The sequence below is a fragment of the Catellatospora tritici genome (genome assembly GCF_019083965.1).
Lineage (GTDB): Bacteria > Actinomycetota > Actinomycetes > Mycobacteriales > Micromonosporaceae > Catellatospora > Catellatospora tritici.
In genome coordinates, this window is sequence record NZ_JAHRCY010000003.1 from 197,167 (window position 1) to 219,308 (window position 22,142).

Genomic DNA, 22,142 nt, shown 5'->3' on the forward strand with positions numbered 1-22,142 from the left:
GGGACCGGTGACCCCGGCCCGCCGCACGGGCATTTCCGCCTCTGTTCAGTCGCGCGACACGCTGCTGTACTCATATGCATGAATACAAACATCACTCGATTCATGTCGGCGGTGATGCTGGTCCTCGCCGCCACCGCGGTCGCCGCCAGCACCCCGCACGTGCCGACCGATGTGACCATCGGCTGCACTGCCGAGAAGGCCGAGGCGGCCGAGGAGGCCGAAGAGGCCCGCGAAGCCGAACGGGCGGCGCGGGGCGAGCCGGAGAGCGAGGAGGCCGAGGAGGCCCGCGAGGAGCGGGAAGCCGAGGAAGGCTGCGGCGGCGAGGAGGAAGAGGAAGAGGAGGGCGTGGAGGGCCCCGCCGGGTCCGACGGCTGGTTCGCGTTGCAGCGGGTGTACCCGCACACCTCGCTCGACCTGGCCACCCTCGACAAGTCAGCCCGCGACCAGGCCGTCAAGCTCGCCTCCGCCCGTCCGCCAGGACTGGCCGCCGCGGCCTGGACCGCGCTCGGCCCGGCCAACATCGGCGGCCGCATCACCGACCTGGCCGTCGACCCGACCCACGCCAACACCCTGTTCGCCGGAGCCGCCACCGGCGGGGTCTGGAAGAGCACCGACGCCGGGGCCACCTTCAGCCCGGCCTGGAGCTCGGCCAACCCGCCCGCCATCGGCGCGCTGGCGATGACCTCCACCGGCGTCCTGTACGCGGGCACCGGCGAGGCCAACCCGGGCGGCGGCAGCGTCACCTTCGCCGGTAACGGCGTCTACCGCAGCACCGACGGCGGCGTCACCTGGACCCAGTCCGGACTGGCCGGTTCGGCGCGCATCGGGCGCCTGGCGATCGACCCGACCAACGCCAACCGGGTCTTCGCCGCCGCCACCGGCAACCTGTTCGTCCCCGGCGGCACCCGCGGCCTCTACCGCACCACCGACGGCGGCACCACCTGGCAGCTCGTGCTCGCCGGAGCCAACAGCACCACCGGCGCCGTCGACGTCGCGATCGACCCGGCCAACCCCAACCGGGTGTACGCCGCCATGTGGGACAACTCCCGCCAGCCCGGCGTACGGATCTACGGCGGCACCGGCTCCGGCATCTACCGCAGCACCGACGGCGGCGGTACCTGGACCCGGCTGGGCGGCGGCCTGCCCGCCGCGAGCAGCAACCTCGGCCGGATGAGCGTCGCGCTGGCGCCCAACACCCCGACCCGCCTCTACGCCATGGCCGTCGACACCTCCGGCGACTTCACCGGCTTCTGGACCTCCGCCAACGGCGGCGACACCTGGACCGCCATCACCAACACGTCGTACCTGTCCTCGTCCCAGTCCACCTACGGCTGGTGGTTCGGCCGGATCTGGGTCGACCCGGCCAACGCCCAGCACGTCTTCGTCCCGGGCGTGCCGATGCTGGAAACCCTCGACGCCGGTGCCACCTGGCGGCGCAACTCCAGCACCTTCCACGCCGACCAGCACGCCATCGCCTGGGATCCGGCCAGCTCCGGCCGCGTCTACCTCGGCAACGACGGCGGCGTCTACCGCTCGCAGGCCAACGGGTCACTCACCGGCGCCTGGACCAAGGGCACCTACCAGCCGTTCAACCAGTTCTACTCGGTCGCGGTGTCGCGTCAGGACATCACCCGGGTGCTCGGCGGTGCCCAGGACAACGGTTCGCTGCGCTCGTGGGGATCCACCGCGTGGAACTCCATCAACGGCGGTGACGGCACCACCAACCTGATCGACCCGACCAACCAGAACAAGGTCTACACCTGCTCGCAGTACGGCGCGTGCAGCAAGTCGACCACCGGCGGCGGCAGCCTGTCGAGCTTCGGCAGCACCACCTCCGACCGCCGGGGCTGGCTCACCCCGGTCGTGTTCGACCCGAGCAACCCCGCGATCATGTACTACGGCGGCAACCGCCTCAACCGCTCCACCAACAGCGCGGTCTCCTTCACGGTGATCAGTCCGGACCTCAGCCGGGGCGTGGGCGGCACCGACGGCTACCCGTTCGGCACCATCACCACCGTCGCCGTGGCCAAGACCAGCGCCGCCACCATCTACGTCGGCACCGACGACGGCCGCATGTGGATCACCCGCAACACCGGCGGCAGCTGGACCGAGATCACGACCGGGTTGCCCAACCGCTGGATCACCCGCGTCGCCGTCGACCCCGGCAACGCCGACCTGGCGTACGTCACCGTCTCCGGCTACCGCAACGGCGAGGCGACCGCGCACGTGTTCCGTACCGCCAACGGCGGCTCCACCTGGACCGACATCTCCGGCAACCTCCCCGACGCCCCCGTCAACGTCGTCGTCCTCGACCCGCTGACCCCGTCCAAGCTCTACGTCGGCACCGACGTCGGCGTCTTCACCACCACCAACGGCGGCACCACCTGGACACCCGTGGGCACCGGGCTGCCGTCGACCCCCATCATCGACGTCGACGCCGTCGCCTCCGGCGGCGCAACCGTCCTCACCGCCGCCACCTTCGGCCTCGGCATGTACCGCACCACCGCCTGACCGCAGGTAAGGAAGGGCACCTTCTTATCGCTTTGCGAGGTAGAAGGTGCCCTTCTCATCGCTCTGTCGCCGCTGGGACCGCAATGACCCCAGGTCCACCGTTCGGCTGAAGCAAGGGTGTCTGAAGGTGCTGTCGTCCGGATCGGGCCGGGCGCGCGTCTACCAAGGCGCAACGCAAACGTACGGCGCCCGGCGGGCGATCTCCCTTCCCCACCCTCGTCTCGATCGGATCAAACATGGACAACCACGGGGATGACTACGCCACGTTTGTTCGGTCTCGAAGTCATGCCCTGCTCCGCTCGGCCTACCTGCTCACCGGCGATCAGCACCTGGCCGAGGACCTGGTGCAGGAGGCCCTCGCCCGGACTCACCGGGCCTGGTCCCGGCTGCACCAGAGCGGCAACGCCGAGGCATACGCCCGCCGGGTCATGTACCACACGCAGGTCTCGGTGTGGCGGCGGCGCAAAGTCGCCGAGGACCTGCCCGGTGACCTCCCTGAGCAGGCGGACCGCTCCACCGACGACGAATCGATCACCCGGCGGATGGCCCTGGCGCGGGCGCTGAGCTCGCTCAGCGCCAGGCAGCGGGCGGTCGTGGTGCTGCGCTTCTTCGAAGACCACACGGAGGTCGAGGCAGCCGACCTGCTCGGGGTGTCCGTCAGCACCATCAAGACCCAGACCGCGCGCGCTCTGGACCATTTGCGCAAACGCGTGCCCGAGCTCCAGGAGTTCCGGACCGCAGAGGGGACCGGACGATGAACGACGACGACCTGCTGCGGGACGGCCTCGCACGGATCGGCGACCAGGTGAAGCCGGTGGATTTCCTCGACCGCTCCCTGTCGCGCTCCAGGCGCATCGGCCGCAACCAAGGGATCATGGCCGGTGCTGGCGCCGTCGCCGTGATGGCGGTGGTCGGCGGGCTCGTCTGGCAACTGGGCGGCCTGGCGCACCGGCCCGCACCGGCCACGACCCTCTCGGCGACCCCGTCCGCCGTCGCCGCCCCGACCTCGGTGCCACCATCGTCGCCGCCGACGGCGTCACCGTTGCCGGGGTTGCCGGGTCGGTTGTTCTACACGGATGCGGACCGGGTGGTCTGGTGGGCGGCGCCGGACGTGGGTGCGGTGCCGGGTGTGCCGACCGATACGGCGAACGTGTCGCCCGATGGCGGAAGTGTCGCGTTCGTCGACGAGAACGGCGATCTGGTGGTGGCCGACCTGCTCGGAGGCCATCGGTCGACGGTCTTGCGGGGTGTGGTCGGGGTCGGGTACGAGCCCGTGTGGTCGCCGGACTCGCGACGGCTGCTGGTGGCCAGAGGCTTGCCTGAGACGCTGACCTACGGGGTGGTGACGGTCGCGTCGGGGGTCTTCGTGCCGTTGGCGCATCAGCCGCAAGGGTTGCACGCGCTGTGGTCGGCCGATGGCAAGCACCTGGGCTATGTCACGGGCCGGTGCCGGCTGGTGACGGCGGACGCGGACGGCGGCAACGCACGTGTGGTGCCGGTCTTCGGGGACCTGGACCGGGCGGTGAACAAGCAGCGGCGGCGCAGCTGTGACCCGTTCAGCATCTCGGCGGACGGTCGGCTGATCGCGGTCCACCAGCGTACGGGCGATGAGCCCGACGGTGACATCGCCCGCGACCAGGTCGCCAACGCGGTCGTCGACACCCGTACCGGCGCCGACGTGCGGTTGCCGGTCGCGGAGCCGGTCACGGCGGTGCTGTTCCTGGCCGACGGCGGCATGCTGGTCCGTACCGAGGGCCGGTTGACGTTGCTCAACCCCGACCGCACCGTCAAGACCCGGTTCACCGAACCGGAGCAGGTGAAGAACCTCAACCTCCTGGGCTACACCGCCGACTGACGGCGCTGTCCACGGCTCTGCCCGCGCCCGCGCGCGGGCAGAGCCCGTGCCTCAGGCCGGGGTGAGGACGGCGGCGGGCAGGGGAGTGACGCTGGGCAGCAGGCGCTTGCCGTTGATGCGGGCGACCAGCGAGGAAGTGTCCTCGTACAGGTGGATGGAGCGGATCCGGCCGTCCGACACGGTCAGCCACATCGCCACCGGGGTGCTCAGGGTGCGGTCGCCGGGCAGCACCGCGTGCGTGAACCGGCCCACCACCACGGCCGACTCCCCGTCGACGAGGATCCGCTCGGACTCGAAGCCACTGCGGCCGAGGTGGTGCCCCGGCAGGCGCAGGCGCAGGAAGTCGGCGGCGAGGCTGCGGCTGGCGTGCCACGGCCCGGCCGTCGCGGCGGGCGAGTCGCACTCGTCGTGCTCGGCGAACAGGTCCCGGAGGCCGAGCTGGTCGCCCAGCGTCATCCGGTCCACGTACGCCTCGGCGACCTCTCGGGTGCTGGCGATCATGGTCTGAAGATTACCGAAGGTGACCGAGGTGGCGAAGTAGTTGAACCGTCATATACATCACAAGGTCAACTGGAATGCCCGCGGCTCTCGTCTTCGGCCCGTTCCAGCAGGGCCTGCCGCTCCGGCTCGGTCCGGGCGGTGGCGGCGGCCTGGCGGAACAGCGCCGCTGCCCGATCATGGTCGCCATCACGCGCAGTGAGGTGTGCCTCGACCGCGATCGTATGCGGATAGTCGTCGAGAGCGCCGCCCGCGCGTGCCCGCGCCAGCAGCGCCAGACCGGCGGCCGGACCGTGCGCGTACCCGTGCGCGACCGCGCGGTTCAGTTCCACCACCGGGCTGGGCGCGAGGCGCATCAGCGCGTCGTAGCAGTCCGCGATCATGGCCCAGTCGGTGTCGTCGGGAGTCGCCGCGACCGCGTGGCAGGCGGCGATCCGGGCCTGCAGCGCGTACAGCCCGTGGTCGGGCACCCCCGCCAGCAGCGCCACTGCGTCTGCGATCGCGGCCGCGTCCCAGCGGGACCGGTCCTGCCGGTCGAGGGTCACCAGCCGCCCCTGCCCGTCGCGGCGGGCGGCCCGGCGCGAGTCCTGCAGCAGGCACAGCGCGAGCAGCGCCCGCACCTCCGGCTGCTCGGGCATGAGGTGGGCCAGCAGCCGGGCGAGCCGGATCGCCTCGGCGGCGAACGCGGGCTCCCCGTCGGGGTTGTAACCGTGCGTGAACAGCAGGTACAGCACCGCCAGCACGCCCGGCAGGCGCTCGGTCAGGGCGGATCCCCGCGGCACCCGGTACGGGATGCCCGCCTGGGCGATCTTCGTCTTCGCCCTGGTCAGCCGCCGGGTCATGGTCGACTCGCGGACCAGGAACGCCCGTGCGATGTCGCCGGTCGGCACGCCGCAGATGGTGCGCAGGGTCAGCGCCACCCGGGCCTCCAGCGGCAGGGCCGGATGGCAGCAGGTGAAGATCAGCCGCAGCCGGTCGTCGACGACCTCCCCGTTGGCGGCCGCCTCGCCCGCGCCGAACTCCTCGGTACGCGCCAGCACGGCCAGGTCGTGCAGCTTGCGGCGCTCGACCGCGGCCCGGCGCAGCACGTCCAGGGCCCGGTTGCGGGCCACCGTCATCAGCCAGCCGCCCGGATTGTCCGGCACGCCGTCGCCCCACCGCCGCACCGCCTGCGCCAACGCGTCCTGGGCGCAGTCCTCCGCCAGCGTCCAGTCGCCGGTGAGCCGGATCAGGGTCGCCACGATGCACGGGTACGACTCCGCGGCCGCGGCCGCGACGGCCGAAGCCGCCGCGGCCCCCCGATACGCGGATGCGCTCACTGCTCGAAGACGGCGAACGGCCGCAGTTCGATCCGGCCGCCTCGGGCCATCGGGTGGGTCCGGGCCACCTCGATCGCCTCGTCCAGGTCGGCGCACTCGATCAGGTCGAAGCCGACGATGATCTCCTTGGTCTCGGCGAACGGGCCGTCGGAGACCAGCAGCTGCCCGTTGCGCACCCGCACGGTCGTGGCCGCCGACGGCGGCGTCAGCTCGTGCCCGTCCAGGCGGCGTCCGGCGGCGTCGTTCTCGGCCACCCACGCGTGTATGTCGGGCTCCGGGGCCCGGTCGGTGTCGGGCTCGGTGTCCGTGCAGACGAACATCATGTACTTCATCCTGCTGCGCTCCTTGTTTCAGGCTTGCTTACGCCACTCTGACGAACACTCACCGCCGTACCGGACAACCCCGCCCCGGAAATTTTCGACTTTCTTTCCCGCGCCGCGATCTTCGCCCCAGCACTCGTGCGGTTTCCGGGAAAGCGCAGGTAAGAGGCCCAAGATTCCCGCACTTTCCCCGCAACCGCCGCCGCAGTGGCGCGGTGAAGGATTTTTTCGTGTGGTGAAGGTTAGGGGAAAGTATTGACCGGGCCGGGGATTGGGAGAAGGGTGGCTCGCATCGGACATCGACAAGGAGTCATGCGTGTCACCCCGATTCCCCCTGCGCCGGTTGGCGCTGCTCACGACCGCCGGGCTCGCCCTCGGCACCGCCGCGGTCCCCGCCCCGGCCGGTGCCGAACCCGCCCCGGACACCCGCCAGGCGACCTACCAGGCCGCCGCCGACGAATTCGGCGTACCCGTCGACATCCTGTTGGGTGTCTCCTATCTGGAGTCGCGCTGGGACGCGCACACCGGTGAACCCAGCACCTCCGGCGGCTTCGGCCCGATGCACCTGACCGACGCCGACTACGTCGCCGCCCTGCCCGTGCCGGAAGAGGTCGCCGTCGCGGCGCCCGAGGACGCCCGGGGCGACGACAGCCGCCCCAAGCAGGTCGGACATCCGGCGGAAGCACCGGCACCCAGCGACGAGTCGCTGCGTACCCTGGCCGCCGCGGCGGAGCTGACCGGCCTGGACGCGGCGGTGCTGCGTACCGACGCGCAGGCCAACATCCGTGGCGGAGCCGCGCTGCTGGCGTCGTACCAGCAGCAGTTGCAGGCCCCGGTCGGCGCGGGCAGCGACCCCGCCGCCTGGTACGGCGCGGTGGCCCGCTACTCCGGCGCCGACGACGAGGCCACCGCGGCCGCCTTCGCCGACGAGGTCTACACCACCCTCGCCGAGGGCGCGGCCCGCACCACCGACGACGGCAACGCGCTCAGCCTGCCCGCCCGGTCGATCACCGCCGACAAGGGCTGGCTGTCCCACCTGCGCCTGCGTCGGCTCGAGCGGCCCGACGGCATCGAGTGCCCGATCGACGTCTCCTGCGAGTGGCTGCCCGCGCCGTACCAGGCGTTCGGCGACGGCGACTACGGCAACCACGACCTGGGAAACCGGCCGCAGAGCCAGCGCATCGAGTACATCGTCATCCACGACACCGAGGCCAGCTGGGCCACCACCCTGAAGCTGGTCAACGACCCGACCTACCTGGCCTGGCACTACTCGCTGCGCTCGGTCGACGGCCACATCGCCCAGCACGTCAAGGCCAAGGACGTCGGCTGGCACGCGGGCAACTGGTTCGTCAACGCCAAGTCCATCGGCCTGGAGCACGAGGGCTTCGCGGCCCAGGGCAGCTGGTACACCGAGGCGCTGTACCGCACCTCGTCGAAACTGGTGCGCCACCTGGCGCTGCGGCTGGGCATCCCGCTGGACCGCCAGCACATCATCGGCCACGACAACGTCCCGGGCACGGTCACCTCGACGGTGGCCGGGATGCACTGGGACCCGGGCCCGTACTGGGACTGGTCGCACTACTTCGAGCTGCTCAAGGCGCCGTTCCGGGGTCTGCCGGACGTGCTGGCCCCGCACGCGGGCCTGGTCACGCTCGACCCGGACTACGCCACCAACAAGCCCGCCTTCACCGGCTGCACCGGCGCCGCGAGCAACCCGTGCCCGCTGCGCCCCAGCTCCGCGGTGATCCTGCGGACCGCCCCGGACCTGACCGCGCCGCTGGTGCGCGACCCGGGCCGCTGCGGCACCAAGGCGAGCACGATGGTGGTCAGCGACCACTGCGCCCGCGCCTCGGCCGGGCAGACATACGCGGTCGCCGAGCGCTCCGGCGACTGGACCGCGATCTGGTACCTGGGCCAGAAGGCCTGGTTCCGCAATGCCGACGCCGGTCCGCGCTGGAACATCGGCTTCGTGGTCGAGGCCAAGCCGGGCGTGGCCGTGGTGCCGGTGTACGGCCGGGCCTACCCGGAGGCGGCCGCCTACCCGGCCGGGGTGCCGGTCCAGGCGGTCAGCCCGTTCGCCCAGTACACCTTCGCGGCCGGGCAGCGCTACGCGGCCGGACCGGTGCTGAGCCCGGAGTACTACCGCGCCACCACGTTCGACTGGTCCTCGCCCGGTGACGGCACCGTGATCCGGGGCGCCGACAAGTACGTGCAGATCCAGTTCGGACAGCGCATCGCCTACGTCCGTCTCGCCGACGTGGTGATCCGCCCCTCGGTGGTGTCCTGACGAGTGGGCGGGCGGGGTGTCGTATCGACGCCCCGCCCGCCCAATGGGTCCCGTTCTGTCACGTATGTCGATCACATACCCGCCCTGACGTGCGGCGACATGATCATTCCAGATACATCTTGGACAAATAGCGCGCACCTGAGATCCTTGTCACAGCGGACTTTCGCTGCTCAGTACGCGCGTCGTGCGACCCGTCACGGGGGTTGTCGCGGCAAGCCACGCTGGGATCCGTCCACCACACACGAGGCGGTGACCCCTATGCGTAAGCGCCCCCGGGACGTCCTGGTCAATCTCGCCTACCTACTGATCTGCGGCCTGCTCGCCGGAGTGGTGGTGGCTGCCGCGGTGTTCCCGGCGGCGGCCCTGTCCGGCTACGCCGCCGAGATCGGCGGCCACGCCCTGGGCCAGCTGCCCGACGACCTGATCGTCAAGCGCTCGCCCCAGATCAGCTACCTCTACGCCGCCGACGGCGAGACCCTGCTGGCCAGCATGTACGACGAGAACCGGCGCGACGTGCCGCTGTCGCAGATCCCGACGGTCGTCCGGCAGGCGATCCTGGCCGCCGAGGACCAGGCCTTCTACAAGCACGACGGCGTCGACATCAAGGGCATCGCGCGCGCGTTCATCGCCAACAAGCGGGCCGGTGACGTCCAGCAGGGCGCCTCCACGCTGACCATGCAGTTCGTGCGGCTGTCCATCTCGTACTCGGCGGACACGCCGGAGGAGGTCGTGGCCGCCACCGAGGACACCCCCCAGCGCAAGCTCCGCGAGATGCGGTACGCGCTGGCCATCGAGCAGCGGCTCACCAAGGACGAGATCCTCGAGGGCTACCTGAACACCGCCTACTTCGGCAACCGGGCGTACGGCATCTTCGCCGCGGCGCACGTCTACTTCGGCAAGGAGCCCAGGGACCTCGGCACGGCCGAGGCGGCGTTCGTCGCGGCGCTGGTCAAGTTCCCCGGCGACTTCGACGCGATCACGGGCAAGGGCCAGGCGCTGGCCGTGGACCGGCGCAACTACGTGCTGGACGAGATGGCGCAGACCGGGTCGCTCACCGACGCGCAGGCCGCGGCGGCCAAGGCCGAGCCGCTGAAGGTGGTCGGCGAGTTCACCCCGAACGGCTGCGTACAGGCCACCAACATCAAGTGGGGCTTCTTCTGCGACTTCCTGGAGCGGTGGTGGAACCAGCAGGAGGTCTTCGGCGCCACGCCCTTCGACCGGGAACGGCAGCTGCGCTCGGGCGGCTACCGCATCATCACCTCGCTGGATCCGGCCACGCAGAGCGCCATGGACCGCAGCATCGACCGGGCGCTGACGAAGAATCCGGACCTGGACAAGAACCGCTGGGCGTGGCGGTCCGACGCGGTCATGCTGGCCGGGGTGGAGCCGGGCACCGGCAAGGTGCGCGGGCTGGCGGTCAACCGCAACTTCCGGCTGGACAGCAAGGTCAAGCCGCAGAACGGTCCGGCGTCGAATCCGGCGCTGGCCCGGCGCGGCATCCGTGGCTCGTACCCGAACACCACCAACCCGCTGATCACCGGCAGCCCTGATCTGGGCGGCTACCAGGCCGGATCGGTCATGAAGATCTTCACGCTGACCTCGGCGCTGGAGAACGGCTTCCCGCTGTCGTACACGATCAACACGACGGTGCCGTACGTCTCCCGGACCCACATCACCGGCAGCCCGAGCTGCGGCGGGCGCTGGTGCCCGACCAACTCCGGCGGCAAGTCCTGGGGGGCGATGAACATGTGGACCGGCTTCGGCAACTCGGTCAACACGTTCTTCGTGCCGCTGTTCGAGCGGGTCGGCGGCACGAAGGTCATCGACACGGCCAAGCGGATGGGCCTGACCTTCCACGACAACCCGGGCGTGGAGATCGACGACTACTACTGGTCGAACCACGCCGAGCTGTGGGGCCCGTTCACCCTCGGCGCCTCCGACCACACCCCGCTGCAGATCGCCAACGCCTTCGCCACCCTGGCCGCCGACGGCCTCTACTGCGAGCCGATCCCGGTCGACGCGGTCTACAACAGCAAGGGCGAGAAGCTGGGCGTCGGCGACCCCCGGTGCAGCCAGAACCTCCCGGTCGACGTGGCGCGGGCGGCCATCGACGCGGCCCGGTGCCCGATCGGCGACCAGTCGCTGTACGGCCGCTGCAACGGCACCACCGCCCGCGACTCCAAGGAGATCATCGGCCACTGGATCGCGGGCAAGACCGGCACCACCGACAACTCCAAGTCGGTGACGCTGACCATCACCACCAAGCAGTTGGCCATCTCGGGCTTCCTCACCGACCCGGACTGGGCCCAGATCAGCACGCACAAGATGTCGCACCGGGTGGTCAACCCGGCGGTGCAGTACGCGATGAAGTGGGCCATGCAGGGCAAGAAGAACATCCAGTTCAGCAAGCCCGGCAACCAGAAGGTGGTGTTCGGCAACTCCCCGCCCGCCCCCACCACCCAGTCCAAGCCCAAACCCAGCGCCAAGCCGAAACCGAGCGCCAAGCCCAAGCCGAGCACCCAGCCCAGCCCGGTGACGCCGCCGCCACCCGGCGACGGCACCGCCCCGGTGCTCCCCGACGCCCTGCCCGCGCTGCTGCGTCGACTGCTGCCGTGACGTGAGCAGGCCGCCCCACCTCAGCCCAGGTGGGGCGGCCTGCGGTCGCGCAGGTCAGGGCTGCGCGACCAGGCGGAACGACTGAGCCGCGGTGCCGTTGCAGGTGTACTGCTGCAGCTGCACGCTGTCGGCCGTGGACGCGGCGGGCACATCCAGGCACTTGCCGCTGTGCCGGGCCACGAAGTGGTAGTAGCCGCCGCCCTCGTCGACCGGCAGCCACTGCTGGTTGTTGCCGCCGCCGTAGGCCCACAGGTTGATCAGGGCACCGTCGGCGGTGGACACGCCCGACACGTCCAGCACCTGCGCGGCGTTGTTGCGGTTGTTGATCCGCACGTAGCCGTTGCTGGTCGGCTGGAACTGGTACTGCTGGGCGTAGCTGTTGTTGCAGGTGTACTGCTGGATCACGGTGCCGTTGGCGGTGCCGGAGGACCGGGCGTCGACGCACTTGTTGCTGTTCTTGTTGATGACGGTGTTCCAGGTGTTGGCGGGGATGCCGCCGCCGCCACCGCCGCCGCCCGCGCCGAACGGGCTGAGGATGATGCTCGCCGAGCGCGGGTCACCGTCGTTGACCAGCGACTCGAACGCGCCCACGTCGTCGAACGCGAACGCGTACGCCTTACCGTCCACCATGTTCGCGTGGATGATCTTCGCGTACTGGTTGGTGGGGTTGTTCTGGTAGAACTGGGCCGCGTTGGTGCTCGGCTGGGTGTCGATGGTGCCCAGCGTGCCGCGGTTCAGCGCCGCGCACAGCGTGCGTGAGATCGGCCCGACGACCTGGTCGTTGGGGGCGGCCAGGTTGCCGTCACAGCCCCACACGTTGGCGCTGCTGGGCTTGTTGAACGAGGCCACCTGCGCGCCGGAGCTGTTGGTGAAGTTCATGACGTTGCCGCTGGTGCGCCCGAAGTACTTGGTGTTGGGCTGGTCGGCGAACGGCACCACGGTCAGCGTCTTGGACGCGTACGCGTTCCACGCCGAGGTGATGTAGGAGTCCAGGTACGTGGCGCTGAACAGCCCCGCCCCGGCGGCCTTGCCGGGTGCCAGCACCCGCAGCACCGTGCCGTCGGACCTGGTGTAGGCCGTGTTGCCCCACCCCGACTGCGCCTTGATCGAGTTGATGGTCTTGTTGCGGCCGTCGCTGACCACGTCGCCGGTGCGCTTGGTGACCCCGGTCGCGCCGGTGACGGTCACCGCGTGCGGGATGGCGAACATGTCCACCTGCGAGCTGTTGAGCCACAGCCCGGCGTCGTTGTAGGTGAACTCGCTCCAGTCGAACAGGATGTTGTAGTTCGGGTCGCCGGAGGCCCACGGCGCGGGCTGGACCAGGCCGTCCGGGGTCAGGAAGAACTTCAGCTTCTCGCCGAACGAGAAGTAGACCCGGCCGGAGAAGCCGCGCGGGAACCGGATGGTCGTGCTGCCGCCGTTGCCCGGCCCGGCGATGGACACGTCGGGAGCGGGGGAGGGCGGAATCTGGCCGCCACTCCAGGCGGTGAAGGTGCCGGCGGAGTTGACGTAGCCGAGGCGGCCGGTGGACAGGTCGATGCCGATGACGTACAGGAACGTCGCGTCGGCGCGGCCGGTGCTGTTGGTCACGGTGACCGGGAGCAGGGTCGGCCCGATCGCGTGGGCGGGCGTCGCCGTGGCGGCGGCCGCGGGCACGGCCAGCGCCGCGGCGGCCAGGGCGCCGAGGATTCTTCGTCGGGTACGCATGTCGTTGAGCCCTCACATTCCGAGAAAGGGACGGCGGTACGGGGCGGTGCCCGAGCCGGAGCGGGACGCGGGCATACGAGGGGCGAGTGGCAGCGCCTGCTCGCATGGGCCGATGCGAGAGCGCTCTCTCACTGCGGACAGTAAGCCGCCCACGTTCACGCGACACTTCGGCCCGAAGCTGCGGCGCAACGCTGGCGACATCTTGCGTTCATGAGAGCGCTCTCACGATACGCTCCGCGCAAAGAGGGCGTCAATAGACCACAGGCGATGGCGGGCAACGATGGCGGGCCGGGCGGGCGGGCGCGGGCGGGGTGGGGGTTGGCTGCAGTTTCGGGGAAAGTGCTGGAATCTCGGGCCGAATTCGTGCATTTTCCCCGAAACTGCACGCATCTCCTCGCCGGAGAGGGGGCGCCTAGGGACGGGGCGGTTGTCCAATTAGTGGGACGCCGGGATTCGTGGTGGTGGGAGGACATCGCCCTGGTGTAGGCGCGACTCTCATTGTTGGCCGTGGATTGGTGTTTCGGAGGGTGAGACGATGGATCTGGATGGCGCGGTGAGGTGCCCTAGACTGAGACTTCGAGCACCAAATCGACTTCTTCTGCGCTAGGTGGGCCGGTCATGACGTTCGACTTCGCGAATCCCTACTGCCTCGTGCACAACCAGGGGACCGTGACGTACACGACCGGCTCGATCGTGCGGAACCCGCTGCTCGCCGACGTCCCGAAGTCGACCGGCCTGCCGGTCATCAGCATGGTGCCGTACGCCCAGCTGCGCGAGCGCGGCTTCGTCTGCCACGACGGCGGTGAGCCGATCATCTCGCTGGTGCCCGCCGAGAGCCGCGAGGTCGAGCTGTCGTCGTTCGCCGACGTGGCGGTGCCGATCCACATCGCGGGCGAGCCGCGATACTCGCCCGGCGACGAGGAGTTCGAGCAGATCGTCCGCCGCGTCGTCGAGCAGGAGATCTGCCGGGGCGAGGGCTCCAACTTCCTCATCTCCCGCCGCTGCGACATGGACATCGCCGACTTCGGCCCCGAGGTCGCCCACGCGATCTTCGCCCGGCTGGCCCGCAACGAGTTCGGTGCGTACCTCACCTTCTGCTTCTTCGATGGCGAGCGCTACTTCATCGGGTCCTCGCCCGAGCGGCACCTGACCTACCGGCGCGGCACCGTGACCATGAACCCGATCTCCGGCACGCTGCCGCGCTCGGCCCTGACCTCCCGCGCCGACCTGGTGCAGTTCCTCTCCGACCCCAAGGAGATCAACGAGCTGTTCCAGGTCGTCGACGAGGAACTGAAGATGATGTCGCGCATCTGCCGCGAGGGCGGCGTCGTGCACGGGCCGTACCTCAAGGAGATGAGCTCGCTCGTCCACACCGAGTACGTGCTGGAGGGGACGTCGTCGATGGCCCCGATCGACGCCTTCCGCGAGTCGATGTTCGCCGCGACCATGATCGGCGGCCCGCTGGAGAACGCGGCCCGGGTCATCCACCGCCACGAGACCGAGTCCCGTCGCTACTACTCCTCGGCGCTGCTCATCACCGGTCTCGACGACGAGGGCGAGGAGTGGCTCGACAGCGCGATCACCATCCGGACCATGGAGGTCACGCCCGCCGGGCACGCCATGATCCGCTCAGGTGCCAGCATCGTGCGCGACTCGGTGCCGTGGAAGGAGGCCCGCGAGGTCCGGGCCAAGGCCGAGGGCATGATCACGGCGATCACGTCGACGGAGTCGCCCGGCCGCTTCCTGCAGCAGTACGTCGACCCGTTCGTCACCGACCTGCTCCAGCTGCGCAACAAGTACCTGTCCCGGTTCTGGACCGACCGGCAGGCCGACGACCGCTACGCCTCGCCGCAGCTCATCGGCCGGACTGTGCTGATCATCGACAACGAGGACCAGTTCACCGAGATGCTCAAGCACGCGCTGGAGCACCTGGGCATGAAGGTCACCATGTCCGGCTACCGCGACCCGGAGATCGCCCTCGACGGGTACGACCTGGTCCTGGTCGGGCCGGGGCCCGGCGACCCGAACGACCTCGACATGCCGAAGATCGCCCGCCTGAACGAGCTGACCCGCGAACTGCTCGACCGGAACCTGCCGTTCCTGGCGGTCTGCCTCGGCCACCAGATCCTGTCGCGCAACCTTGGCCTGAGCGTCATGGTCAACGACCCGCCGATGCAGGGCGTGCAGCAGACGGTCGACCTGTTCGGACGCAGCGAGCCGGTCGGCTTCTACAACACCTTCTTCCCGCGCGTCCCGGACGCCGCGCCGACCGGGGTGGAGATCGCGTCCGAGGCTGACGGCCGGGTGATCGCGCTGCGCTCGGAGAAGTTCTACAGCTTCCAGTTCCACGTCGAGTCGGTCCTCACCACCAACTGCATCTCGATCCTGCGCGAGGCGCTGCTGTGGCTGGTGCGCTGAAGGGCGTACCGCCGGCAGTCGCGTGAATGCGCGCTCCCGGTCACTCCGGGACGCCGGACAGGGCGGCGCACACCTGCGGGCGGTGCGCGGTCCACCAGCGCAGCGTCCGCTCGTTGGCGACGAACTGGTGATCACAGGACGTGTCCCCGTGGTCGTAGCGCCGGTCCAGTGGCCAGAAGTTGGTGAACCACTGCCACCACGCCAGCTGGACGAGGTTGGCGAGAACCTCGCCATCGACCGGCCGGATCGCGCGGTAGCCCCGCACGACGGCGGCGATCCGATCCAGATCGAGCGTGCCGTCCTCGCCCGCGAAATGCAGCAGGCAGGCGCGGATCAGCTCGGCGCCCGGCGGCTGCCTGCGGACGCGGTCCCAGTCCAGCACGGCGACGACGGCACCGGCCCGCCAGACGAGGTTGAACTGGTGGAAGTCACCGTGGGTCCAGTCTTGCTCCGGCCGCTCTCCGACCGGCCGGACCGCGGTCGCCAGCAGTGCCCGCCGCCAGCGCAGGTGGTCGGCGGCCACCCGATCGACCGGGTCCGGAACCGGTCGGGCCGCGATCGCGGCGAGGTAGCGCTCGATGCGCCCGGCGGCCGCCACGCGGCTGGACGGGTCCGCCGGTGCCGAGGCGGGGACATCCGGCCGGACCGCGGCCAGGGCCGTCTGCACCCGCCCGAGCAGCCTGCCCAGCCGGTCGCACGCGGCGACATCCAGCCGCGCCCCGGCCAGGTGCTCACCGTCGACCCAGGGCGTCACCGTGAACCCCACCCCGGCCACCTGTGCCACCGTCTCGCCTGCGGCGTCCGCGACCGGGAGCACCACCGGGATGCCATGCTCGGCCAGCCGCCCCAGCAACGCATGCTGCGTCCGGGCGTGCGCGGGCGACACGTCGCGCAGCTCCTTGACGGCGTACTCCCGGCTGTCGTCGGTGGCGATCCGCCAGTTGCGGTTCATCAGCCCGTGCGCCAGCCGGATCGAGGAGCGCGGAGCCGGCAGGCCGAACGCTCGACAGACTTCGGCCGGCGGCGGATCACTTGTCACGGCGGCACCCTAACCGGATCGGAAGTCGAACGTCGGCCCATCGGCCGAGCCGGGCGGCAGCGGCTGGCAGACGCTTGATCGGCGGCATCCGCGAGCGTCCGCGACGGTGCCCGGTGGACGAGGCTTCCGTTCGTACGAATCGATCTGCGCCATCGCGTTTTCGCGCCGTCGCGTACGCCGACCGTCCGGCTTTGACCGGCCGATCGACGGGCTCGCCCACATCGATCATCTTCTTATGATCGTGTGCTATGTGGACCGATCCGGTCCCACCTGATCACTGGAGGATCTGTGCGTAAGTGGTATGCGGCGGCAATGGCGGCGCTCGGCCTGGCGGTGCTGCTCGTGGTGCCCGGCACCGCGGGTGCGGAGGCGGACGAGGCGCGTGGGTGCGAGCGGCACTTCGACCAGGCGGTGGCGGACTTCGACGCCGTCTTCCTGGCCAAGGATCTGCCCGCGGTCATGGCTTACTACCACGACGACGCGGTGCAGATCGGCGCGACCGGTGCCTACCGCCCGAACAAGGCGGCGATCGAGGCCAACTTCACCAACCTGTTCAAGTACGACTTCACCGCGACGTTCCCCGCGGTCAAGAAGACGATCGACGCATGCCGCGGGGCGACCCTGGTGGTCGACTTCACGATCGCCATTCCGTCGGTGAACTTCAAGCAGCACTTCTACAACGCGTTGACCTTCGTGCGCGACCGCGGCCAGTGGAAGATCATCCTGGATGTCAGCTCGCCGCTGCCGGTGGTCTGACCACGGTGACTCGTCCCGCCATCGCCACCGGTCATGCGCCGGCGGACGGTGGCGGGACGGCGCTGTGACCGAGGGGCCGCCGCCGCTGCTGAGAGGGCGTCGGAGCAGACCGAAGCTCGCCTATGCGGTCGGTTCGAGTGGCAGCGGGACCGGCCGCTTCGCGCTGATGCCGTCGCCGGAGGACTGACCCCGCGCGTGCCGGACGATCCACGGCCACAGGTGTCCGCGCAGCCAGGCACCCTCGGCGGCGGCCCGCTGCCACACCGTCCGCGCGGGCTCGTCGGGCAGCGGATGACCCCAGGACTCGTCAAAGCCCGGCAGTCCCAGCGCCCACGCCAGCCCTCGCCCGATCCGCTCGTGTCCGGCGCTGTTGGCGTGCAGCCGGTCGAGGCTCCACAGCCGTGGATCTCCGGCGACCGGATACGCCCCCAGGTCCAGCAGGACCGCCCCGGTGCTCGCGCTGACCTCGCGCAGCGCCGCGTTGTACGCGGCGAACCGGCCCCGCAGCGGCCGCGCCAGCGGCAGCACCCGCATCGGGTCGGGCATGGTGAAGGTGAGCACCGTCGCCCCGGCGCCGATCAGGGCCGACTGCATCTGCCCGATCCGCCCGACCACGTCATCGACGTCGAAGCTGCGCCGCAGCATGTCGTTGACCCCGGACACCACCGTGCACAGGTCCGGCCGCAGCTCCAGCGCGACCGGCAGCTGCTCCTGCTGGATCTGCGCGGTCTCGCGCCCCCGGATGGCCAGGTTGGCGTACTCCAGCCCCGGGTGGGCGGCCGCGACGTGGGCGGCGAACCGGTCCGCCCAGCCCCGGAACCCGCCCCGACCGTCCGGGTCGTCGAGCCCTTCGCTGGTGCTGTCACCGATCGCCACGTACCGCCGCCACATGATCGGTGAGGGTACCGTCGCCGGACCGGGCGGCCGCCGGGGGCTACCGGCCGGTCACAAGTCGAGCAGGGCGCGGAGGTGGTCCGGGACGCCGCGGTTGAAATCGGCGCGGCGTTCGGAGTAGCGGGCGTTGCCCGCCGACCAGGCGAGCTGTCCGCTGGTCCAGACGCCCGGGGCGGCGGCGACGGCGCGCACCGCGGCGTCCCATACCGGGAAGACGCGGACGGCTGCTTCGACGGCCGAGACCGCGTCGCGGTAGTCGGCCAGCCGCCGCCGGTATCGCGCGACCAGCAGCTCGGTCGCCTCGCCGAGCGAACACGACTCCTGCGCGGCCAGGATCGGGACCAGGTTCAGGGTGCTGCCCTGGCCCAGTTCCACCTCGGCGGAGAGCAGATCGTTGGAGATGGCGATCAGTTCGATGCCGGAGTCGAGGGCGCTGCGCAGCAGAGGGTCGTCGACGACCGGTTCGGGCAGCTCGATGTCGAGCGCCGCCTCGGTCAGCACGATCGCGATGTGGGCGCCGAGGTAGCGCGGCCGCTGGTCCAGGTATTCGGCGACGGTCGGGGTACGCCCGGCGCGGGCCTGGACCGCCTCCCAGCGGCAGCCGTCGACGTACTCGTGCCAGGCCCGGCGGAAGCGGGCCTGCCACTCGGGGGAGGTGCGCGCGGCCAGCGCCTGCCAGGCGTGCCCGACGGCGGTGCCGAGCACGCTGTCCTCGGTGGTGCCGGGTGGGGTCAGCAGCCCGGTCAGCCGGGCGCAGAGCGCGTCGAGTTCCGGGGTCGACAGCTGCGGCGCGAGGGCTTCGAGCTGGTCGTCGGCGACCGACCACAGGGCCATCCATTGGGCGAGCAGCGGCAACATCTCCGGCCGCGCGTCGGGGTACATGCAGCCGACCATGGCGCCGAAGTCGGTCTCGGCGAGGTAGTCGTCGCCCAGTTCGGGGTCGACGATGGCATGGCGGTAGAGGAAGTCACGCGCGGCCCGGTCGGCCTGGTCGGCGGCGGGGTGCAGCCGGAGCGGCACCGGTGGTTCCAGGTCGGCGGCACGCAGCGAGAACGAGGTCACGTGTCCAGGATGGACGGTCCCGGCCGATGTCGCCAGGCTGTCCCGCCAACGTGGCACGCTGAGCGCTCAGTCTGTCACCCGCAGTAGTGCCGACCTGTTGGGGACGCCGTAGCGGCGGTACAGTCGGGTCAGGTTCGCCTCGACTGCCTTGACCGACAGGTGCATCGCCCCGGCGATGGCCCGGTTGGTGGCGCCGGAGCGCAGCAGGTCGAGCAGCCGCCGGTCGGCGTCGCTGAGATCGGTCTCGCCCGCGTCCAGCCGGGCCAGCTCCTGCCGCGCGAACAGCGCGTACGGGGCACACCCCGCCTGCTCGTACCCGTCCAGGGCCTCGGTCAGCGCCGCCCGAGCCGCACCGCGCCGCCGCGCCCGCCGCTCCAACCCGGCCAGGGTCAGCGCGCACCGCAGCCGCTCCAGCGGGTACGGGTGTGGCGCCGCCATCAGCGCCCGCAGCCGGTCGGCGGCCTGCCGGGCGTCCCCGGCCGCCCCGTCCACCAGTGCGTCCACCCGGTCGAGTCCGAGCAGGACCACGGTGCGGTTCTGCCGCAGTGCCGCCGCCCGCGCCTGGGCCAGCACCTCCCGGGCCCGCCCCGGTTCGCCGCCGGTCGCCAGCGCCTCGGCCAGGTCCGCGTCGACCAGGATCATCGTCGGATCGTGGTAGCCCAGCTCGGCCAGCAGTTGGCGGCCCCGGTCGAGGTTGCGCGCGGCGGCCGCGGCGTCACGGCGTAGCAGGTCGCAGCGGCCCAGGAAGATCAGCGCGTACGCCTCCCACTCGCGGTCGGCCAGCGTGCCGCCGAGCACCACCGCCTCGGCCAGGTGCGCCGCAGCCCGCTCCACCGTCCCGCTGTTGAGCTCGGCCGCCCCGGCCATCACCAGCGCCCCGGTCGGCGGCAGGTCCACCTCGCGCCACAGCAGCGCGCACAGCCGTCCCGCCTCCCCGGCGTCGGCGCACAACCCGGCCCGGTTGTACACCGACGACGCCGTGTACAGGGTGCGGGCCAGGTCGCGGGTGCGCCCGGCGCGTTCGGCGTCGACGACGAAGCGGCGGGCCGCGTCGACCGCCGCGCCCATCTCGCCCCGGCGCATCTGGACGATCGCGTACCCCATCCGCACCCACACCGACGCCTTGTGCAGCGGCAACGCCTGCGCCAGCGTCAACGCCTCGGCCAGCGCGGGCAGCTCGCCACCGGTGTCGGCCTGCATCTCGGTCTGCAGCCGGTGCGCCATCACCTCCAGCAGCAGGTCGGGGTCGCCGGACTTGCGGGCCAGCCGCTCCGCCTCGTCGACCTCCGACACCGCCACGGCGACGCCCAGATCGCGGGCCAGCACGTCGGCGCGCATGGCGTGCAGCAGCCCCAGCAGCCGGGGGTCGCCCTCGGCGTCGGGTTCGGCCGCGTCGAGCATCGCCCGGATCGCCTCCGGGGTGTCGGTGAGCAGCTCGGCCAGCAGCAGCCGGGCGCCGACCCGGGCCGTACGGTCGGGGCGGCGCAGCACCGCCGCGCAGGTCGCGCGGGCCTGCTCGGTCAGCCCGGCGGCGGCCGCGTGCTCGGCCGAGGCCAGCAGCCGCCGGGCCGACCGGCCCGGGTCGGGACTGCGCGCGGCGGCCAGGCGGCACAGCGCGGCGGCGGTGGCCGGGGCGCCCCGGTCGCGAGTGATCCGGGCCGCGGCGACGAGCTGCTCGGCCAGCGCCTCGTCCGGGCGGGCGGCGGCCAGCGCCCGGTGCCGGGCCGACTCGACCGGGTCGTCGACCAGCGCGGCGAGCCGGGCGTGGGCGGTACGACGGGCGCGTGGTGTGGCGTCGCCGTACACGAGTTCGGCCAGCAGGGGGTGGCTGAACCGCAGCACCCCGTCCCGCTCGACCAGCAGGATGCCCGCCGCCAGCGCGGCGGCCAGCCCGGGATCGTTGTCGGGCAGCATCTCCCGGCCCGGCTTGGCCCCGGTCGCCACCAGTAGTAGCGCCGGTCCGGCGGCGGCGGGCAGCGCGGCCAGCCGGTCGGCGAGCAGGTCGCGTAGCCGCTGCGGCACCGGCAGCGGGTCGTCGGGGCTGTCCCCGGCGCGGGCGTGCAGCGCCGCCCGCGCCAGCTCCAGGGCGAACAGCGGGTTGCCGCCGCTGGCCGCGCAGACCCGGTCGGCGGCGACCGCGGGTAGCGCCTGGGCCATCCGGTCGGCCAGCAGGCGGCGCAGCGCCGTGGCGGGCAGGGCACTGACCTCCAGCTCCAGCAGCGGAGTCGGGCACAGCCGGGCGCTGTTCGCGGTGGCGCCCTCGTCGACGAGTTCGGCGGCCAGCACCCGCACCCGGGTGCCCGCCAGGCGCCGGGCGGTGAAGGCCAGCACCTCGGCGCTGGCCTCGTCCAGGAACTGGGCGTCGTCGAGCACCAGCAGCACCGGCTGCGCGGCGGCGAGCAGGCGCAGGCCCTCGACCACGGCGACCCGGATGGCGAGCTGGTCGGTGGCGCGCCCGGTCGGGGGAGCGGCCCGCAGCAGCGCGCTGTCCAGCGCCTCGCGCAGGTGCTGGGGCAGGCCGGACAGCCGCGGCAGGACCGGTCCGAACAGGTCGATCAGCGCCAGGTACGGCAGCTCGCGCTCGGCCGCGGTCGGGCAGGCGCGCAGCACCAGCTCACCGGCGTGCACCGCCTGTGCCGCCAGCGCCGCCAGCAACGTCGACTTACCGATCCCCCCGGGCCCGCGCAGCAGAACGCCACCACCGGTGCGCAGATGCGCCCAGCATTGCTCCTGCTCGTCGGCGCGGCCCAGCATCGCGCCTGAGTCCATCACCGCACAGTGTTGCGCCTGCGAACGATTCGCGCGAGACCCGTGGACACGACGGTGCTCCCCGCACTGAGCCAGGTGCGGGGAGCGGTCC

Annotated in this window: 15 protein-coding genes; 7 read left to right on the forward strand and 8 right to left on the reverse strand. The window is 71.4% G+C overall.

The genetic code is table 11. The annotated features are described in order from the left end of the window. Window positions 1-78: 78 nt before the first annotated feature. From KUA19_RS08110 to KUA19_RS08120, 3 genes are all read left to right on the forward strand, one after another. Window positions 79-2,511 carry a WD40/YVTN/BNR-like repeat-containing protein gene (locus tag KUA19_RS08110; protein ID WP_217395527.1) on the forward strand — a complete coding sequence of 811 codons (2,433 nt, stop codon included), beginning with the start codon at window positions 79-81 and terminating at the stop codon, window positions 2,509-2,511. Window positions 2,512-2,747: 236 nt separating this feature from the next. Then, entirely contained in the window at window positions 2,748-3,269 is a 522-nt protein-coding gene (locus KUA19_RS08115) for a SigE family RNA polymerase sigma factor (protein ID WP_217395528.1), read from the forward strand. Next, window positions 3,266-4,366: a hypothetical protein gene (locus KUA19_RS08120; protein WP_217395529.1), complete on the forward strand. Its 1,101-nt coding sequence runs from the start codon at window positions 3,266-3,268 to the stop codon at window positions 4,364-4,366. The genes KUA19_RS08115 and KUA19_RS08120 overlap by 4 nt, the downstream gene beginning before the upstream one ends. A gap of 51 nt (window positions 4,367-4,417) precedes the next feature. Here the strand turns inward: KUA19_RS08120 and KUA19_RS08125 are convergent, their stop codons facing one another. From KUA19_RS08125 to KUA19_RS08135, 3 genes are all read right to left on the reverse strand, one after another. After that, window positions 4,418-4,867: a nuclear transport factor 2 family protein gene (locus KUA19_RS08125; protein WP_217395530.1), complete on the reverse strand. Its 450-nt coding sequence runs from the start codon at window positions 4,865-4,867 to the stop codon at window positions 4,418-4,420. Window positions 4,868-4,932: 65 nt separating this feature from the next. Next, window positions 4,933-6,105: an RNA polymerase sigma factor gene (locus KUA19_RS08130; RefSeq protein ID WP_372451776.1), complete on the reverse strand. Its 1,173-nt coding sequence runs from the start codon at window positions 6,103-6,105 to the stop codon at window positions 4,933-4,935. A gap of 74 nt (window positions 6,106-6,179) precedes the next feature. Then, the gene (locus KUA19_RS08135) at window positions 6,180-6,515 is read right to left on the reverse strand and encodes a YciI family protein (RefSeq protein ID WP_217395532.1); all 336 of its coding nucleotides are present in this window, start codon (window positions 6,513-6,515) and stop codon (window positions 6,180-6,182) included. 304 nt (window positions 6,516-6,819) lie between these two features. Here KUA19_RS08135 and KUA19_RS08140 point away from each other — a divergent pair, with 304 nt between their 5' ends. Beyond that, window positions 6,820-8,790, forward strand: coding sequence for an N-acetylmuramoyl-L-alanine amidase (locus KUA19_RS08140; protein WP_217395533.1), 1,971 nt, complete (start codon window positions 6,820-6,822; stop codon window positions 8,788-8,790). A gap of 258 nt (window positions 8,791-9,048) precedes the next feature. Then, window positions 9,049-11,406 (forward strand): transglycosylase domain-containing protein, encoded by a 2,358-nt coding sequence (locus KUA19_RS08145; RefSeq protein WP_217395534.1) that lies wholly within the window; start codon window positions 9,049-9,051, stop codon window positions 11,404-11,406. 54 nt (window positions 11,407-11,460) lie between these two features. Here the strand turns inward: KUA19_RS08145 and KUA19_RS08150 are convergent, their stop codons facing one another. Beyond that, on the reverse strand, window positions 11,461-13,113 hold the full coding sequence (locus KUA19_RS08150) for a beta-1,3-glucanase family protein (RefSeq protein WP_217395535.1): 1,653 nt from the start codon (window positions 13,111-13,113) through the stop codon (window positions 11,461-11,463). A gap of 618 nt (window positions 13,114-13,731) precedes the next feature. Here KUA19_RS08150 and KUA19_RS08155 point away from each other — a divergent pair. Beyond that, window positions 13,732-15,531 (forward strand): anthranilate synthase family protein, encoded by a 1,800-nt coding sequence (locus tag KUA19_RS08155; protein WP_217395536.1) that lies wholly within the window; start codon window positions 13,732-13,734, stop codon window positions 15,529-15,531. 40 nt (window positions 15,532-15,571) lie between these two features. On the opposite strand, the gene KUA19_RS08160 is transcribed toward KUA19_RS08155, so the two are convergent. Beyond that, on the reverse strand, window positions 15,572-16,570 hold the full coding sequence (locus tag KUA19_RS08160; RefSeq protein ID WP_217395537.1) for a phosphotransferase: 999 nt from the start codon (window positions 16,568-16,570) through the stop codon (window positions 15,572-15,574). Between the two features lie 288 nt (window positions 16,571-16,858). Here KUA19_RS08160 and KUA19_RS42515 point away from each other — a divergent pair, with 288 nt between their 5' ends. After that, window positions 16,859-17,326 (forward strand): YybH family protein, encoded by a 468-nt coding sequence (locus KUA19_RS42515; RefSeq protein ID WP_217395538.1) that lies wholly within the window; start codon window positions 16,859-16,861, stop codon window positions 17,324-17,326. A gap of 120 nt (window positions 17,327-17,446) precedes the next feature. Here KUA19_RS42515 and KUA19_RS08170 read toward each other — a convergent pair whose 3' ends face one another. The 3 genes from KUA19_RS08170 to KUA19_RS08180 form a co-directional block, all read right to left on the reverse strand. Further along, window positions 17,447-18,217, reverse strand: coding sequence for an SGNH/GDSL hydrolase family protein (locus KUA19_RS08170; protein ID WP_254548975.1), 771 nt, complete (start codon window positions 18,215-18,217; stop codon window positions 17,447-17,449). 54 nt (window positions 18,218-18,271) lie between these two features. Further along, window positions 18,272-19,282 (reverse strand): terpene synthase family protein, encoded by a 1,011-nt coding sequence (locus KUA19_RS08175; RefSeq protein WP_217395539.1) that lies wholly within the window; start codon window positions 19,280-19,282, stop codon window positions 18,272-18,274. A 66-nt stretch (window positions 19,283-19,348) separates the two neighbouring features. After that, window positions 19,349-22,051 carry an AAA family ATPase gene (locus KUA19_RS08180; RefSeq protein WP_217395540.1) on the reverse strand — a complete coding sequence of 901 codons (2,703 nt, stop codon included), beginning with the start codon at window positions 22,049-22,051 and terminating at the stop codon, window positions 19,349-19,351. Between the last annotated feature and the right edge of the window lie 91 nt (window positions 22,052-22,142).

What these genes read in the sequence shown, in the direction of transcription:
- KUA19_RS08110 (WP_217395527.1), top strand. Translation starts at nt 79, where the DNA reads ATGAATACAAACATCACTCGATTCATGTCGGCGGTGATGCTGGTCCTC.
- KUA19_RS08115 (WP_217395528.1), top strand. Translation starts at nt 2,748, where the DNA reads ATGGACAACCACGGGGATGACTACGCCACGTTTGTTCGGTCTCGAAGT.
- KUA19_RS08120 (WP_217395529.1), top strand. Translation starts at nt 3,266, where the DNA reads ATGAACGACGACGACCTGCTGCGGGACGGCCTCGCACGGATCGGCGAC.
- KUA19_RS08125 (WP_217395530.1), bottom strand. Translation starts at nt 4,867, where the DNA reads ATGATCGCCAGCACCCGAGAGGTCGCCGAGGCGTACGTGGACCGGATG.
- KUA19_RS08135 (WP_217395532.1), bottom strand. Translation starts at nt 6,515, where the DNA reads ATGAAGTACATGATGTTCGTCTGCACGGACACCGAGCCCGACACCGAC.
- KUA19_RS08145 (WP_217395534.1), top strand. Translation starts at nt 9,049, where the DNA reads ATGCGTAAGCGCCCCCGGGACGTCCTGGTCAATCTCGCCTACCTACTG.
- KUA19_RS08150 (WP_217395535.1), bottom strand. Translation starts at nt 13,113, where the DNA reads ATGCGTACCCGACGAAGAATCCTCGGCGCCCTGGCCGCCGCGGCGCTG.
- KUA19_RS08155 (WP_217395536.1), top strand. Translation starts at nt 13,732, where the DNA reads ATGACGTTCGACTTCGCGAATCCCTACTGCCTCGTGCACAACCAGGGG.
- KUA19_RS08170 (WP_254548975.1), bottom strand. Translation starts at nt 18,217, where the DNA reads ATGTGGCGGCGGTACGTGGCGATCGGTGACAGCACCAGCGAAGGGCTC.
- KUA19_RS08180 (WP_217395540.1), bottom strand. Translation starts at nt 22,051, where the DNA reads ATGGACTCAGGCGCGATGCTGGGCCGCGCCGACGAGCAGGAGCAATGC.